This is a genomic window from Klenkia sesuvii, assembly GCF_037083825.1.
Classification (GTDB): domain Bacteria; phylum Actinomycetota; class Actinomycetes; order Mycobacteriales; family Geodermatophilaceae; genus Klenkia; species Klenkia sesuvii.
Map to the genome: position 1 here is coordinate 1 of NZ_JBAPLU010000034.1, position 14,745 is coordinate 14,745.

Annotated in this window: 13 protein-coding genes; 3 read left to right on the forward strand and 10 right to left on the reverse strand. The window is 75.9% G+C overall.

Features of this window, described 5'->3' with window-relative positions:
• The 4 genes from TEK04_RS20295 to mftA form a co-directional block, all read right to left on the reverse strand.
• Nucleotides 1-1,682: mycofactocin system FadH/OYE family oxidoreductase 1 (locus tag TEK04_RS20295; RefSeq protein WP_432277361.1), on the reverse strand; the 1,682-nt coding region annotated here is incomplete at its 3' end.
• A 2-nt stretch (nucleotides 1,683-1,684) separates the two neighbouring features.
• Entirely contained in the window at nucleotides 1,685-2,899 is a 1,215-nt protein-coding gene (gene mftC, locus TEK04_RS20300; protein ID WP_336406187.1) for a mycofactocin radical SAM maturase, read from the reverse strand.
• The gene (gene mftB / locus TEK04_RS20305) at nucleotides 2,899-3,306 is read right to left on the reverse strand and encodes a mycofactocin biosynthesis chaperone MftB (protein WP_336406188.1); all 408 of its coding nucleotides are present in this window, start codon (nucleotides 3,304-3,306) and stop codon (nucleotides 2,899-2,901) included. Before mftB ends, mftC begins: the two co-directional genes overlap by 1 nt.
• Before the next feature lie 4 nt (nucleotides 3,307-3,310).
• On the reverse strand, nucleotides 3,311-3,421 hold the full coding sequence (mftA, locus tag TEK04_RS20310; protein ID WP_336406189.1) for a mycofactocin precursor MftA: 111 nt from the start codon (nucleotides 3,419-3,421) through the stop codon (nucleotides 3,311-3,313).
• Nucleotides 3,422-3,538: 117 nt separating this feature from the next.
• Between mftA and TEK04_RS20315 the strand changes: the two genes are divergently transcribed.
• Complete coding sequence (locus tag TEK04_RS20315) at nucleotides 3,539-4,120, forward strand: acyl-CoA-like ligand-binding transcription factor (RefSeq protein WP_336406190.1); 582 nt, start codon at nucleotides 3,539-3,541, stop codon at nucleotides 4,118-4,120.
• A 22-nt stretch (nucleotides 4,121-4,142) separates the two neighbouring features.
• Here the strand turns inward: TEK04_RS20315 and TEK04_RS20320 are convergent, their stop codons facing one another.
• The 6 genes from TEK04_RS20320 to TEK04_RS20345 all read right to left on the reverse strand — a co-directional run bounded on the left by TEK04_RS20320 (nucleotide 4,143) and on the right by TEK04_RS20345 (nucleotide 13,402).
• On the reverse strand, nucleotides 4,143-5,003 hold the full coding sequence (locus TEK04_RS20320) for a class I SAM-dependent methyltransferase (protein WP_336406191.1): 861 nt from the start codon (nucleotides 5,001-5,003) through the stop codon (nucleotides 4,143-4,145).
• The gene (gene mptB, locus TEK04_RS20325; RefSeq protein ID WP_336406192.1) at nucleotides 5,000-6,508 is read right to left on the reverse strand and encodes a polyprenol phosphomannose-dependent alpha 1,6 mannosyltransferase MptB; all 1,509 of its coding nucleotides are present in this window, start codon (nucleotides 6,506-6,508) and stop codon (nucleotides 5,000-5,002) included. The genes TEK04_RS20320 and mptB overlap by 4 nt, the downstream gene beginning before the upstream one ends.
• Before the next feature lie 179 nt (nucleotides 6,509-6,687).
• Nucleotides 6,688-7,914, reverse strand: a complete 1,227-nt coding sequence (locus TEK04_RS20330; protein ID WP_336406193.1) for a cysteine desulfurase-like protein — start codon at nucleotides 7,912-7,914, stop codon at nucleotides 6,688-6,690.
• 107 nt (nucleotides 7,915-8,021) lie between these two features.
• The gene (locus tag TEK04_RS20335; protein WP_336406194.1) at nucleotides 8,022-9,377 is read right to left on the reverse strand and encodes an FAD-dependent oxidoreductase; all 1,356 of its coding nucleotides are present in this window, start codon (nucleotides 9,375-9,377) and stop codon (nucleotides 8,022-8,024) included.
• Entirely contained in the window at nucleotides 9,374-11,149 is a 1,776-nt protein-coding gene (locus TEK04_RS20340; protein WP_336406195.1) for a SpoIIE family protein phosphatase, read from the reverse strand. The genes TEK04_RS20335 and TEK04_RS20340 overlap by 4 nt, the downstream gene beginning before the upstream one ends.
• A 78-nt stretch (nucleotides 11,150-11,227) precedes the next feature.
• Nucleotides 11,228-13,402 carry a putative bifunctional diguanylate cyclase/phosphodiesterase gene (locus tag TEK04_RS20345; protein ID WP_336406196.1) on the reverse strand — a complete coding sequence of 725 codons (2,175 nt, stop codon included), beginning with the start codon at nucleotides 13,400-13,402 and terminating at the stop codon, nucleotides 11,228-11,230.
• Nucleotides 13,403-13,601: 199 nt separating this feature from the next.
• Between TEK04_RS20345 and TEK04_RS20350 the strand changes: the two genes are divergently transcribed.
• Nucleotides 13,602-13,871, forward strand: coding sequence for a GlsB/YeaQ/YmgE family stress response membrane protein (locus tag TEK04_RS20350; protein ID WP_336406197.1), 270 nt, complete (start codon nucleotides 13,602-13,604; stop codon nucleotides 13,869-13,871).
• A gap of 169 nt (nucleotides 13,872-14,040) precedes the next feature.
• Nucleotides 14,041-14,739 (forward strand): DUF4232 domain-containing protein, encoded by a 699-nt coding sequence (locus TEK04_RS20355; RefSeq protein WP_336406198.1) that lies wholly within the window; start codon nucleotides 14,041-14,043, stop codon nucleotides 14,737-14,739.
• Nucleotides 14,740-14,745 lie beyond the last annotated feature (6 nt).

Below are 14,745 nucleotides of genomic sequence, written 5' to 3' on the forward strand. Positions count from 1 at the left end.
GCGGGGAGGGGGGCGGCGATGACCGGCTCCAGCAGCGCATCGGCGCCGTCCCACGCCACCAGCGCGACGGCGGTCACCCGGCGCACCCCGGCACGGGCCAGCCGGCGGTTGGCGCCCACCAGGTCACCGGCCGGGCCGAGCCGGGTGCCGACGACGTCCTCCGGCGTGGCCAGGGTGACCTCGCGGCCACCGGCGGCCAGCAGCTCCGCGACGCCGACACCCACGGGCCCGCCGACCGGGTCGTGCACCAGCACCGGCCCGTCGGGCAACGGGGCCCCGGCCAGCACGTCGGCCGCCGGCACCGCTCCGGGCACGACCGGCGTGCCGGGCCGACCGCCGGTGGCCACCACGTCGGCGTCGTCGCGGGCACCGGCGGTGAACCGGACGCCGAGCCGGTCGCACTCGCCCACCAGCCAGGCCCCGAATGCGTGGAATCGTTCCCGTGACGGGGCGGCGGCGACCGTCGACAGCAGGCCGCCGACCACCGGGGCGACCACCTCGACCGGGTGCCCGCGCAGCGCCAGCACCCGCGCCGCCTCCAGCCCCGCCGGGCCGGCGCCCGCCACGACCACGGGGGGCCGGGCGCCGGGGACGGGCCGGTCGACGTCCGGCAGGGTGGTCTCGTGACCGCTGCGCGGGTCGACCGCGCAGCTCACCGGCGGGTTGCGGGTGTCGAGGACCAGGCAGGCCTGGTTGCACAGCAGGCAGGGCCGCGGGGCTCGGCCCGCCCGGACGGCCGCGACGAAGCCGGCGTCGGCGATCTGCGCCCGGGTCAGCTCGACGGCGGCGAACCCGGCGGCCAGCAGCTGCTCGGCGTGCTGCGGGTCCACGACCGAGCCCTGGGCGACGACCGGGGTGGCGCCGGCGTGGGGCAGGAGTTCCACGTGGAACGCCGGCGTCCGGTGCGCGGTGGGCCGGTACGCCTCGCCGTCCAGGCCGCCGCCCCGGACCAGGGTCAGCAGGTCGACCAGCGGCGCGAGCTCGGCAACCAGCGGTGCGGCGCCCTGCGGGGTCAACCCGGCCCAGGGCGCCTGCTCGTCGACCGACAGCCGCAGCGCGAGCACCCGGTCGGGGCCCTGCGCGGCCCGGACGGCGGCCAGCACCTCGCGCAGCAGCCGCGACCGGTCGGCGCCGTAGCCGTCGTCGCGGGTGTTGGTCAGCGGGGAGAGGAACTGGCGCAGCAGCGAGCGGGGACCAGCGTCCACCTCGACGCCGTCCAGCCCGGCGGCCACGGCGGTGGCGGCGGCCCCGGCGAACCCCGCGACCAGGGCGGTGACCTCGGCGTCCCCCATCGGGACGGGGACCAGGCCGGTGACGACGTCGGGCACCCTGCTCGGCCCCCAGGGCGGGGCCTGGGTCCAGGACGACGAGCCCTGCCCGCCGGTGTGGGTGAGCCCGGCCAGCACCACGGTGCCGTGCGGCCGGCAGGCGTCGCCGACGGCGGCCCAGCCGGCCGCGCAGCCGGCGGCCAGCGGCGCCCGCTCGTAGGGGTGGTCGGAGCGGTGCACGGAGGCGGCCTCGGTGACCAGCACGCCGGTACCGCCCGCGGCCCGCCGCGCGTAGTACGCGACGTGCCGCGGCCCGATGCCGCGACCGGCCCCCAGGTTGGTCTCGTGCGGGCCGAACAGCGCCCGGGAGGGCACAGTCCTCCCCGCGAGCTCCCAGGGGCCGGTCAACCGCACCGTCAGCGCAGGTCGAGCCCGGCCAGCGGCGACTCGTCGCAGATCTTCGCCGGGATGCTGGGCATGCCCAGCAGCGTGGGCTGCCCGCGCACCGGGCCCTTGTGGGAGTGGTCGATGTGCGACTTCGGCGTGACCAGGTCCAGCTCGCGGGCGGCCAGGGCGTTCTCGCCAAAGCCCTGCACGCACTCGGGGTCCGGGCCGTCGAGGGGCAGGCCGGTGAAGAACTTCGCCGCCATGCACCCACCGCGGCAGGCATCGAAGTGCGCGCACTTGGTGCAGGCGCCGCCGGTCTGCGGGCTGCGCAGGTCGGTGAACAGGTCCGAGGTCTGCCAGACCCGCTGGAAGCCGCCCTCGCTGCGGACGTTGCCGGCCAGGAAGTTCTCGTGGATGGCGAACGGGCAGGCGTAGACGTCCCCGACCGGGTCGATCAGGCACACCACGCGCCCGGCGCCGCACAGGTTCAGCCCCGGCAGGGCCTCCCCGAAGGCGGACAGGTGGAAGAACGAGTCGCCGGTCAGCACGCCGTCGCCGTTGGCCAGCAGCCAGTGGTACAGCTCCTTCTGCTGGGCCATCGTGGGGTGCAGCTCGTCCCACACGTCGGCCCCGCGGCCCGAGGGCCGCAGCCGGGTGATGCGCAGCTGTGCGCCGAAGGAGTCGGTGAGCGCCTTGAACTCGTCGAGCTGGCCGGCGTTCTCCCGGGTGACGACGACGGAGACCTTGAAGTCCTTCATCCCGGCCTCGGCCAGGTTCTCCAGTGCCCGGATGGCGGTGGCGTAGGAGCCGGTGCCCCGCACCCGGTCGTTGACCGCGGCGGTGGCGCCGTCCAGGGAGATCTGCACGTCGACGTAGTCGGTGCGGGCCAGCTGGGCGGCACGGGCCTTGTTGAGCTTCACGCCGTTGGTGGAGAACTTGACGCCGACGTCGTGGCCGATCGCGTAGTCGAGCAGGTGCCAGAAGTCCGGCCGCACGGTGGGCTCGCCGCCGCCGACGTTGACGTAGAAGACCTGCATGCGCTGCAGCTCGTCGATGACGCCCTCGGCCTCGGCGGTGCTCAGCTCGCGCGGGTCGCGCCGACCCGAGGAGGACAGGCAGTGCGCGCAGGCCAGGTTGCAGGCGTAGGTGAGCTCCCAGGTGAGGCAGATGGGGGCGTCCAGGCCGTACTCGAACTGGTCGATCAGCCTTCCGCCCGTGGGGCGCTGGGGCAGGACAGCCGTCATCAGCGAAGACCTTCTTCCGGTCGCATGTCGGCCTCGGTGCAGGGGCCCGCCGCGAGCTCGCTCGTGGTGGGGGGCACCGAGGTCCTTCTCTCGATCATCTGGGAACGCGACAGGGTCGCGAGCGCGGTCACGTAGGCCGGGTGCTGGGCCTCGGGGACGTCGCAGGCACGCAGGGTGCTGGGGACGTCGGGGTGCTCCTCCAGCGCCGTCACGACCGCCACCAGCGGCCGCGACTTCAGGAACGACAGCTTGCGGTTGCCGAAGTGGTAGACCAGCGCACCGAACGGCTCCGGGCGCAGCGCCACCGACCGCGACTTGCGCCACGGCAGCGAGGGGTCGAAGGGGACCTCGTCGCTGGGGACCGTGACCGGGCCCGCGTCGGGCCCGGTCACGAGGGTGTCGGCCAACGGCTCAGTACACGCCGCACATGCCGTCGATGGAGACCTCCTCCACCAGGGACTCCTCGGTGAGGACCTCCTCGGCGGCGGGGACGGGGGTCTCGGTCTCGGTCTGCTCCGGCACGGGTGCCTCCTGGTGAGCTGGGTCACGGACACCCCGGACGCTAGTGGCACCCAGTGCCACTAGCAAGGGGGATGGCGCGGTCAGCCACCTCCGGGCACCCCGGAGCATCATTCGTGCGTGACCGGAACCGCCGTCGATCCCCGCGAAGCCACCCGCGGCCGCATCGAAGCCGCCGCGCTCGACCTGTTCACCCGGCGTGACTTCGAGACGGTCACCGCCGACGAGGTCGCCGACGCGGCGGGCATCAGCCGCCGCACCTTCTTCCGGCACTTCGCCACCAAGGCCGACGCGGTGTGGGGCGACTTCCACGCCCACGTCGTCCGGCTCGAGGAGCTGCTGGCCGCGACGGCCGACCAGCCCGTGCTGGCCTCGATCTGCGCGGCCTACGTGGAGGTCAACGACTACGCCGACGCCGACCTGCCGCTGCTGCGCCAGCGCATGCGGCTCATCCTCGGCGAACCGGCGCTGCAGGCCCACTCCCAGGTGCGCTACGCCGACGTCGACCGGGTGGTCGCCGAGCACGTCGCGCGCCGCACCGGGTGCCGCCCCGACGCGCTGGTGCCCCGGCTGGTGGCGCTGAGCACCCGGGCCGCGGCCACCACCGCCTTCGAGACGTGGCTGGGCGGCGAGGGCTCGCTCACCGAGGACCTGCAGGCCGCCTTCGCCCAGCTCGCCGGCGGCTTCCCCACCCTGCGGTGAGCCGGTCACCGTCCTGCGCCGGTCACCGGTCCGGGACGGGGCGGGCCACGCCCACGAGGGAGTCCAACCGTGCCGCGTTCGCCCTCGCCAAGGGGTTGCGGACGACCTGGGTGAGCACCAGACCCGCCCGCGCAGCGAGCTGCGCGAGGTCGCGGGGTGTGAAGTGCCAGAGGTGCTCGGCGGGCTTGAGCGTCCACCAGCGCGGCCCGAGCAGCCGCGCGGGCACCGAGGAGACGTAGGGCGTGGAGAACAGCAGCACGCCGTCCTCGGCCAGCGACGACCGCACCGACCGCAGGAACCCCAACGGGTCGGGCACGTGCTCGAGGGTGTCCCAGGCGCAGACGACGTCCAGGCCTGGCCGGAGGGGCGCGTCGGCCAGCTGCCCGCAGAAGACGTCCAGCCCGAGCACCTCGGTCGCGTACTGCGCGCCCGAGCGGCTGAGCTCGACCCCCGACGTCGTCCACCCCGCCTCCCGCGCCGCCGCCAGGAACAGGCCGTAGCCCGCGCCGACCTCGAGCAGCCGGCCACCGGCCGGCTGCTCCCGCAGCCGGTCGAGCAGTCGCAGCCGGCCCGCGGTCCAGGTCCGTTGCAGCACCATCGTCGGGGAGTGCCGGCTCCCCGGACCCTCCCCCGGCACCTCGGCGTCGTAGACGCGGCCGGCGAAGTAGCCGGCATCGTCGTAGAGGCGCCGGAGCGCCTCCGGACGCAGCCGCGGGCTGGTGAAGACCAGCCCGCAGACCGGGCAGCGCACGACGCCGAGGGGCGCCACCTCGTACAGCGGGCGGCCCGGCACCCCGCACTGGCAGCACGACACCTGCTCGGTGTCCGAAGACGTCCAGTCCTCTGCGGGGGTGGAGCCGAACCCCGTGGGCCGGCCGGTCACCGCACGGCCCGGTCGACCGGTGCGGTGCGGCACACCAGCAGCACCCCGACGCCCAGCACGGCGGCGGCCAGGGCGTAGCCCACGACCAGCTGGCCGACCCGGTCGCCGTGGTCGCCCGCCATGGGCGGGATGAGCACGGCGGCGACGGCGACGACCCCGACGAGGGCGCGCCGGGCCCACCCGGCCACGCCGACCGCGGCCAACGGCAGCACCGCCCACAGCAGGTACCAGGGCTGCACCACCGGTCCGAGGGCCACCACCAGCGCCGACGCAGCGCCGAGGGCCGCGACGTCCCCGATGCGTCCCCCCAGCTGCAGCAGCAGCACGACCACGATGCCGCACAGCGCAAGCACCGAACCCACGGCCCGCCCGGCACCGAGCACCACCGCGGCGAACGGGCCCCCGTCGGCACCGGCGATGAGCAACCCCGCCCAGTTGGTCGGGGCCAGCCAGCTCGCCACCTCCCCGGGTGTCCCCAGCGCCCGCACCCAACCGGCCCCGGAACCCGTGAGGACCTGCACCATGCCCAGGCCCACGACCAGGACCAGCAGCGCACCGAGGGCGGCGCGCACCAGGTCGCGCCCCGTCCCACCCCGGCGCCTGGCCCAGGCGGTGCCGATCACCGCGAGGGCCAGCACCGCCGGTGCCTTGACCGCCACGGCCGACACGACGAGCACGAGCCCCAGGGCGAACCGCCGACGGTCCAGCCGCCCGTCCAGCGCATCCAGCGCGACGGCCGACCCGGCCAGCGCGAGCCCCAGCATCAGGGCGTCGTTGTGCACGCCGGCCACCAGGTGCCAGAGCACCAGCGGGTTCAGCGCACCCAGCCACAGCGCCGCCGAGGGGGACACCCCGGTGCGGGCGGCCAGCCGCGGCAGGGCCCACACGACCAGCACCAGCCCCAGCACGGCCACTAGCCGGTGCGCCACCACCCCGGTGACGACGTCACCCCCCGACAGGTCCGTGGCCTGCCGCTGGACCCACGTGGCCAGCGGGCCGTAGGGCGACACGGTGTCCTGCCACGGGGTGTCGACCCGTCCCACCACCTCGGACGTCGCACCGAGGCCCGCCACCGGGCTGACCGACCCGGGGTCCATCGACCGGGCGGCGATCTCGCCCTGGGCCAGGTAGCTGTACACGTCCCGGCTGAACAGCGGTGGGGCGACCAGCAGCGGGGCGCACCACAGCGCCAGCGTCCGGGTCAGCCAGCGGGCCGGGGGCAGTGGAGCCTGCGCGCGGATGCCCAGCAGCAACCAGGCCAGCACCACCGCGCCGGTGCCGGTGACCTCGGCGGCCAGCAGCAGCGTCGCCGTCCCGGGTGCGGCCCCCGGCACCACCAGTGCCGTCCAGGTGGCCGCCGTCAGCAGCAGGACGCCACCGACGCCGGTCCAGCGGACCCGCCGGGGCGACACCGACCAGGACCGCCGCTGCTCGGGTGGCACCGCGGTGGCACCGCTCGAGGACGGCGCGCCGTCCTCGTCGATCGCGCTCGGGCTGACGGTCATGGTGCTCCTCGGGGACGGCGTCGCGGACGGTCGCCACCGTCCCGGCCGACGGCCGCTCCCCGCATCGGACGCCGGGACGGTCCCGGTGGTCCGCGGCGTCCACCTGGTGGGTGACGGCGCCTCATCCAGCGGTCCTACCGCGCCGTCCCCCGCCCCCCGGGTGGGGTGGGGCGGCCTCGTCAGGCGAGGAGGTCCCGGAGGCCGGTCAGCAGGCGGTCGACGTCGCCGGTGTCGCTGTAGGGGGCCAGGCCGATCCGCAGGCCGCCGGTGTCGCCCAGACCCAGCCAGCGGGAGCACTCCAGGGCGTAGAACGACCCGGCCGGTGCATTCACCCCGCGGGCGGCGAGGAAGCGGTAGGCGTCCGCGGCCGTGACCCGGCCCCGCGCCCCGGCCCCGCTCTTCCGCCCCTCGAACGTGACCAGCAGGGTCGGCGTCCGGCGGGCCGCCCGTGACCAGAGCGTGACCCCGGGCAGCTCCGCGAGCCCGGCCTCCAGCGAAGCCCGCAGTGCGTCCTCGTGCTCCTCCACGGCGGTCATGCCGGTGCGCAGCCGCTCCCGTCGGGTGCCGCCCGTGCCGAGACCCGCCAGGAAGTCCACCGCCGCGGTGGTGCCGGCCAGCAGTTCGTAGGGCAACGTGCCCAGTTCGAAACGCTCGGGGACGGCGTCGGTGGAGGGCAGCAGCTTGTCCGGGTGCAGGGTGGCCAGGAACGCCGGGTCGGCGACCAGCGCGCCGCAGTGCGGGCCCAGGAACTTGTACGGCGAGCAGGTGAAGGTGTCGCAGCCCAGCTCGACGAGGTCGACCGGGGCGTGGGCGGTCAGGTGGACGCCGTCGACGTGCAGCAGCGCCCCGGCCGCGTGCACCACCCCGGCGATCTCCGGCAGCGGCGGCCGGGTGCCGATCAGGTTCGACGCTCCGGTGACCGCGACCAGCCGGGTCGCGTCGGTGACCACGGCGGCGACGTCGGCGGCGGTGAGCTCGCCGGTGGCCGGGTCGAACCCCGCCCACCGCACGGTCGCCCCGGCGCGCTCCGCGGCCTGCACCCAGGGCCGGATGTTGGCGTCGTGGTCGAGCCGGGTCACCACCACCTCGTCACCAGGCCCCCACCCGGCCGAGAGGGTGCGGGCCAGGTCGTAGGTGAGCTGGGTGGCGCTGCGGCCGAAGACCACCCCGCCCGGCTGCCCGCCGACCAGGTCAGCGACGGCCTGCCGCGCGGCGAGCACGACGTCGTCGGCGTTGCGCTCGGCCAGCGTCGTCGACCCGCGGTTGGCCATCGGGGCGACCAACGCGGCGTGGACGGCGTCGGCGACCGGGGTGGGCACCTGGGTGCCGCCGGGACCGTCGAAGTGGGCGGCTCCACCCTGCAACGCGGGGAAGTGTGCGCGGACGGCGGCGACGTCGAAGCTCATGGGGCGATCCTGCCCGCCGTCCTCCTGCCCGCCGTCCTCCTGCGCGGAACTCCGTCCTGCTGGGCCAGATCTCGTGGCGGGGGACGGGGTTCGACCAGGGCCCCTGATCAACGCTGGGCGCGGGGTCCGACGGCGGCGACCACCCGGTCGGGGCGCACCAGCACCCAGCGGTCCCGCAGCGCCGGCCCCAGGTCGGGCAGCGCGCCCCGGTGCAGCACCCGCGCCCGCGCCCCACCCGGCAGCTCCGGCAGGTCGGGCACCTCGGTCGAGCAGACCAGCAGCGCCCACCCCGGGCCGAGGAGGTCGTCCAGCCGGCGGCCGCGGACCCGGACGTCGGGCACCAGCCGGCCCACCCCGTGCCCTCGGCCCACCCGCGGACGGCGGACCCACGGGCCCGGGCGCAGCGGCGGGGTCCCCGCGGCCAGCAGGGTCGACGGCAGCAGCCGGGCCAGCCCCGACCGCACCCGCGCCGCCCGCACCCCGCCGGCGGTCATGAGCCAGCCGGTGAACGCGGCCAACCGCACCAGCGCCCGGGCGTGGGCGGCTCGTTCCCGGCCGAAGCCGTCGAGCAGGGCGTCGTGGGCGCCGGCGAGCACGGCGTCGACCCGCCAGGCCAGCTGGTGGGCGTCGCGCAGCCCGAGGCCGAGGCCCTGCCCGATGAACGGCGGGGTGAGGTGGGCGGCGTCCCCGCACAGCAGCACCCGCCCGGTGCGCCACCGCCGCGCCACCCTCGCCCCGTACTCGTACTCGGCCTCGCGCACCACCGTGCAGTCCTGCGCACCGAACCGGGCCAGCTCGGCGGGCAGGTCGAGCGGCTGGTCGGTCACCCGGAACTCTGCCCGGTACCGCAGCCCCACCACCGGCATGAACGTGGCCGCGCGCACCGGGTCGCACACCTGGTGCACCCCGGGCCAGACCGGCAGCGGCGCCGGGGCCAGCAGGTCGACCACGTACCAGCGGTCAGGCCGGGCCAGCTCGCGGTACCGGGGCCGCACCGCGCGGGCGACCGTGCTGCCCGCACCGTCGCACCCCAGCACGAGGTCGGCCGCCAGCACCGGGTCGCCGGACCGGTCCGTCACGACCTGCGCCCCACCGCGCACCGGGCGGACGGCGACCACCCCGACCCCCGTCGTCAGCTGCCCACCGGCCCGGGCCAGGGCGGCGCGCAGCTGCTCCTCCAGGTCGGGCTGGTGGAACATCCCGGCCGCCCCCGGCTCGCGGGGGAACTCGGCCAGCACCCGGTGGTCGGCGTCGAGTAGCCGCAGGCCCGCCCCGGGCGAGCTGAGGGCGGCGAAGTCGACGCCGGCGTCGACCAGCACGCGCTGGGCCTCGGCGTCCAGGTGCACCGCCCGGGGCAGCTCGGAGGGCAGGGTGCGGCGTTCGAGCACCTGCACGTCGTGCCCCCGGCGGGCCAGCAGCAGCGCCGCGGTGAGGCCCACCGGGCCCGCACCGACGACGATCACCCGACCGACGACGCCACCTCGGCGGGGTGCCGGTAGAGCAGCAGGGCGACGTCGTCGTCCTGGTCGTCGGCGATGAGCTGGTCGACCAGCACCGCGGCCAGCACGTCCGGGGAGAGGGCGCGGCCCTCCCGGACGGTGGCCACCGCGCGCGCGATGCCCTCGTCGAGGGCCTCGTCGCGCCGCTCGACCAGGCCGTCGGTGTAGAGCAGCAGGCTGTCGCCGGCCCGCAGGGCCACCTCGGTCTCCGGGCGGGGCCGGTCGGGCAGCACGGCCAGCGGGAGCGCACGGGCGCCGTCGAGCAGCCGGCCGGTGCCGTCGGCGCCGGTGAGCAGCGCCGGCAGGTGACCGGCACTGCTGTAGGTGAGGGTGCCGGCGGCCCGGTCGACCACCGCGCAGAAGACGGTGCTGCAGATCGCACCCGGCACGAGCGCGGCGAACCGGTCGAGGGCCGACAGCACCTGGGCCGGGCCGTTGGCCTCCAGCAGCAGGGCCCGACCGGCGCTGCGCAGCTGGCCCATCACGGCGGCGGCCGACAGGCCGCGCCCGACGACGTCCCCCACGACCACCCCGAAGACGTCGTCGGCGAGCTCGACCACGTCGTACCAGTCGCCCCCGACCTCCAGCGCGCTGGTGGCGGGCTCGTAGCGCACCGCGAACCCGTCGGGCAGCTCGACGGGGCCGAGGATCGACCGCTGCAGGGTCACCGACACCTCGGTGGCGGCCAGCGCGACCTCCCGCGCGGCGTCGGCCCGCTCGGCCGCCCGGGCGCGCTCGGCCTCGTAGGCCTGCGCGTCGGTGACCACCGCGGCCACCTGACCGGCGACCAGCTCGAGGAAGGCCAGGTAGTCCTCGTCGAGCCGCAGGTGCGGGGCGACCCCGGCCACCAGGACGCCGACCGGCGCCGTCTGGCCGGCCACCACGAGCGGCAGCGCCACCGCCCCGTCGACCTGGTCGCCGCCCGGCCCGCCCGGGAGCAGCCCGGGCAGGCGCTCGGCCAGCCCCGTGGTCACGTCCCGGGTGCCGCTGGTCAGCGCCCGCCAGGCCCAGTCCGCCGCGGAGTCCGAGGGCAACCGCTGGACCAGCGGGACCGGGGGCGGGGTGTCCAGCCAGGTCGTGGCCGCCAGGTGCGCGGCCCGGCCGTCGGGGTCGAGCAGGTAGACCAACCCGAACGGGACGTCCTCGGCGGCGCGGGACAGCGCGGCCATCGCCGCCCGCGCGGCCCGGTCGCTGTCGCCGTGCCGGCTGGAGGCGATGGTGGCGAACTCCTGCAGGGCGGTGAGCCGGCGCGCGCCCAGCACCCGGCCGGTCGTGTCGGTGGTGGTGTTCAGCACCCCCACGACCGAGCCGTCGGGCGCGGTGATCGGGGAGTAGGAGAAGGTGAACCAGGTGGCCTCGTCGAAGCCGTGCCGGTGCATGAGCAGCGGCAGGTCGACGTCGTAGGTGGCCGTGCCCGCCAGCACGCCCTCCAGCCGCTCGCGGATCACCGGCCACAGCTCGGCCCACACCTGCGCGCACGGCCGACCCATCGCCGCCGGGTGCTTGTCGCCCAGGATGGGCGCGTACCCGGCGTTGTAGACCATCACCAGCTCGGGGCCCCACATCACGAGCATGGGGAACGGGTTGTTCAGGCAGATGCCGACCGCCGCACGCAGAGTGTCCGACCACTCGTCCACCGGCCCGAGCGGCGTCGAGGTCCAGTCGGTGGCCACCACCAGCTCGCGGATGCCCGCGTCCACGCCGTCGGTGAGCAGCGCGGCGGACTGTTCCTGCACCTGCTCCCCCGTCCCCGGCCCCGGCTCTGACGAGCGCCACCCGATCATGCCGTACGGAGGAGCGGCTGGCAGGTCAGGTCACCGGGTCGGGTGCCCGACCGGGACGGGCGGGACCAGCATCGCCGCGGCCTCGACGAGCGGCACCGGCCGCGACCACAGGAACCCCTGTCCGTAGGTGACCCCGGCCGCGGCCAACCAGTCGGCCTGCGCCCGCTCCTCCACGCCCTCGGCCACCGTGGCCAGGTCCAGCGAGCGGGCCAGCGTGATGATGGCCTCGACCAGCGAGGCGCCCTGCGCGTCGTCGACCACGTGGTCGACGAAGGACTTGTCCACCTTCAGGACGTCGACGGGCAGGTCGCGCAGGTAGGACAGCGCGCTGTAGCCGGTGCCGAAGTCGTCGACGGCGATGCGGGTGCCGGTGGCCCGCAGCCGGGCCAGCAGGGGCGCGACCACCTCGGTCCCGGCCAGCACCGCCGACTCGGTGATCTCCAGGACCAGCAGCCGCGGGTCCAACCCGCTGTCGGCCAGGGCGGCCTGGACCAGTTCCACGAACCCGGGCTCGGTCAGCTGGGCCACGGCCACGTTGACCGACATGACCACCGGCGGGCGCCCGGCCCGCTGCAACGACACCGCGGCGCGGCAGGCCTCCTGCAGCACCCAGGTGCCCAGCGGCACCACCAGGCCGGAGTCCTCGGCGAGCGGCACGAACTGGCCCGGGCCGAGCAGACCCCGGGTGGGGTGCTGCCAGCGCACCAGCGCCTCGAACCCGTGCACCTCGAGCCGCCCCGGGGCAGCGGGCGCCCCGGTGACCAGCGACACGCTCGGCTGGTAGTGCAGCACGAGCTCTCCCGCGACGAGGGCCCGCTCGAGGTCGGCCCGCAGCTGCAGCCGCTCGAGAGCGGCCGTGTGCAGGCCCGGTTCGTACTCGGCGGTGCTCCGCCGTCCGCCGTCCTTGGCCTGGTAGACCGCGACGTCGGCGTGCTGCAGCAGCTCCTCCCCGGTCACCCCCTGCGTACCGGCGGCCGCCAGACCGATCCCGGCGCTGACGGTGACCGCCGTGCCGTCGAGAGCCAGGGGGACCGCCAACCAGTCGTGCACCCGGTCGGCGACCTCGCGGGCGCCGGCCAGGTCGGTGTCCTCCAGCAGGAGGGCGAACTCGTCCCCGCCCAGCCGGGCCACCGTGTCGCCCTCGCGGGCGACCGTCCGCAGCCGGGCCGCCACCTCGACCAGCAGGGCGTCGCCGGCGGCGTGGCCGAACCGCTCGTTGACGTCCTTGAAGCCGTCGAGGTCGCAGAGCACGACGGTGAGCGCGCGGGAGCCGCGGCGGCGCAGCGCGTGGTCGAGCCGGTCGGCGAACAGCCTGCGGTTGGACAGCCCGGTGAGCGGGTCGTGCAGGGCCTGGTGGGTCAACCGGCTCTCCAGCTCGACCCGACCCGTGACGTCCCGCAGGGTCAGCACGAGCCCTGCCACACCCGGGTCGTCGAGCAGGTTGGCGAACACGCCCTCGACGTGCACGGTGCGGCCGTCGGGTCGGGTGAGCCGGAACCCCACCTCGGCGTCGCCCTCGGGGCGGGCATCGAGCAGCGCGACCAGGGGTTCGGCGTCGGACCTCAGCACCCGCTCGTGGATGGCCGTGCCCAGCAGCTGCGCGACGGGCACCCCGAAGAGCGCCTCCGCGGAGTCGGTGGCGTAGCCGACCTGCCCGTCGGCGCCCAGCACGACGACGACGTCGGCGCTGCGCCGCACCAGGCTGGCCAACCGGCCTTCGCTGGCCACCAGCGCGGCCTGCTCGGTCACCTCGGCCTGCAACCGCCGGTGCCGGGCCACCAGCCGCCGGAACCAGACCATCCAGCCGACCGAGGCCACCACCAGCATTGCGCCGTAGGACAGCCCCGCCTGGAGGTCGAGCTGGGCGCGTTGGGCGGCGAGGTCCGCGGCCAGGTCGTCGACAACCGCGCGGGCCGCACCGCCGTCGTCGGCCGTCCGCAGCCGACGCACCTGGTCGGCCTGCGCGCCCGCCGCAGCCAGCCGGTCGGCCGCGGCGTCGAGGTCGACGGGGGCGGCGGACGGGTCCGCCGCCAGCGCCCCGGCGACCTCGGCGACGACCACTCGCTGCTCGGTCACCGGACCGGAGCGGAGGTGGACGCCGAACAGCAGCACGAACTCGAGGCCGATGACCACCAGCGTGCCCAGCACCACGAGGACGCGGCCGGGGACGGTGCGGGCGGCCGACCCACCGGCGTGCCGTGCCATGACCCCTCCCCTCGGCGCCGGGTGGCACCTCGTCCGGGGTTTCGGCACGGGGCCGCCCGCGGAGCAGGCCGGGGTGGACGACGTGACCCGGTCGGGTGACCCGCCGTCGGCATGGTTGAGCGGGAGCACGGCCGGGTAGCTGCGCTGCACCCGTGGCCGGCGGAGACCAGCGGCCACCCCACGTCAGGAGCAGAACACCATGGGCATCATCGGCTTCCTCGTGTTCGGGCTGGTGGTCGGCGCCGTCGCGCGGCTGATCAAGCCCGGCAAGCAGAACCTGTCGATCCTGGCCACGCTCGGCCTGGGCGTCGTCGGTTCGCTCATCGGTGGCGTCGTCGCCACTCTGCTGGGCACCGGGACCTTCACCGAGCTGAACATCCTCGGCGCGATCGTGGCCATCGTGGCCGCCGTCCTGCTGATCGGCGTCGCCGAGAGCGTCACCGGCGGGAAGCGCACCTCCGTCCGCTGACCCACCCAGACCCGACGACCCCGGATGCGTGCTGGCATCCGGGGTCGTCGCGCGTCCGGGTCCGGTCAGCACCAGCAGGTCACCGGTGTGACGGATCGGTGACACCGGTGCGGCAACCGTGACGTCCGCCCAGGTGAGAACGATGGTTGGCCGGGGCAACATCAAGGTCATGACGAACCGGACGCATCGGCTGGCCCTGCCCGTACTGCTCGCCGGGGGGCTCGCCCTCGGTGCCTGCTCGTTCAGCGGCGGTACCGACGACGCCACCGCCGCGACGACCCCCTCGACCACCGGGGCCACCACCTCCCCCTCGACCACCACCTCGGCGATCGCCAGCCCCACGACCGCACCCGCCGCCACGGGGTCGGCCTCCTCCGGCGGCGGACGCACGACCGCGGCCCCGGAGTCCCCCGACCCCGAGCCCACCACCGCCGGCGGCCCCGACCGCTGCCACACCAGCGAGCTCACCGGGTCGCTGTCCACGGGGGACGCCGCGGCGGGGAACCGGTACGCGACGCTCACGTTGACCAACACCGGCGGCGAGGTGTGCACCGTGTACGGCTACGGCGGTCTCGGCCTGGTCGGCACCGACGGCTCCGCCGTGCCCAGCCAGCAGGAGCGCGTCGCCGTTGCCGACGGCTCGACGGGCGAGCGGACCACCCTGCGACCGGGCCAGTCGGTCTCGGCCACGCTGCACTGGGTCGTCGTCGCCACCGGACCCGAGCCCACCACCGGTGCCTGCGAACCCACGCCCACCACGCTGACCGTCATCCCGCCGAACGAGACCGACGCGCTGGACGTGGCGTGGACCTACGGCCCGGTCTGCGACTTCGGGCACATCGAGCAGACCCCCTACGCACCGGCCTGACCGGCG

Excerpts from the sequence above, each read along its gene's own strand:
- mftC (WP_336406187.1), bottom strand. The coding sequence starts at position 2,899 with ATGACGGCTGTCCTGCCCCAGCGCCCCACGGGCGGAAGGCTGATCGAC.
- mptB (WP_336406192.1), bottom strand. The coding sequence starts at position 6,508 with ATGACCGTCAGCCCGAGCGCGATCGACGAGGACGGCGCGCCGTCCTCG.
- TEK04_RS20330 (WP_336406193.1), bottom strand. The coding sequence starts at position 7,914 with ATGAGCTTCGACGTCGCCGCCGTCCGCGCACACTTCCCCGCGTTGCAG.
- TEK04_RS20345 (WP_336406196.1), bottom strand. The coding sequence starts at position 13,402 with ATGGCACGGCACGCCGGTGGGTCGGCCGCCCGCACCGTCCCCGGCCGC.
- TEK04_RS20350 (WP_336406197.1), top strand. The coding sequence starts at position 13,602 with ATGGGCATCATCGGCTTCCTCGTGTTCGGGCTGGTGGTCGGCGCCGTC.
- TEK04_RS20355 (WP_336406198.1), top strand. The coding sequence starts at position 14,041 with ATGACGAACCGGACGCATCGGCTGGCCCTGCCCGTACTGCTCGCCGGG.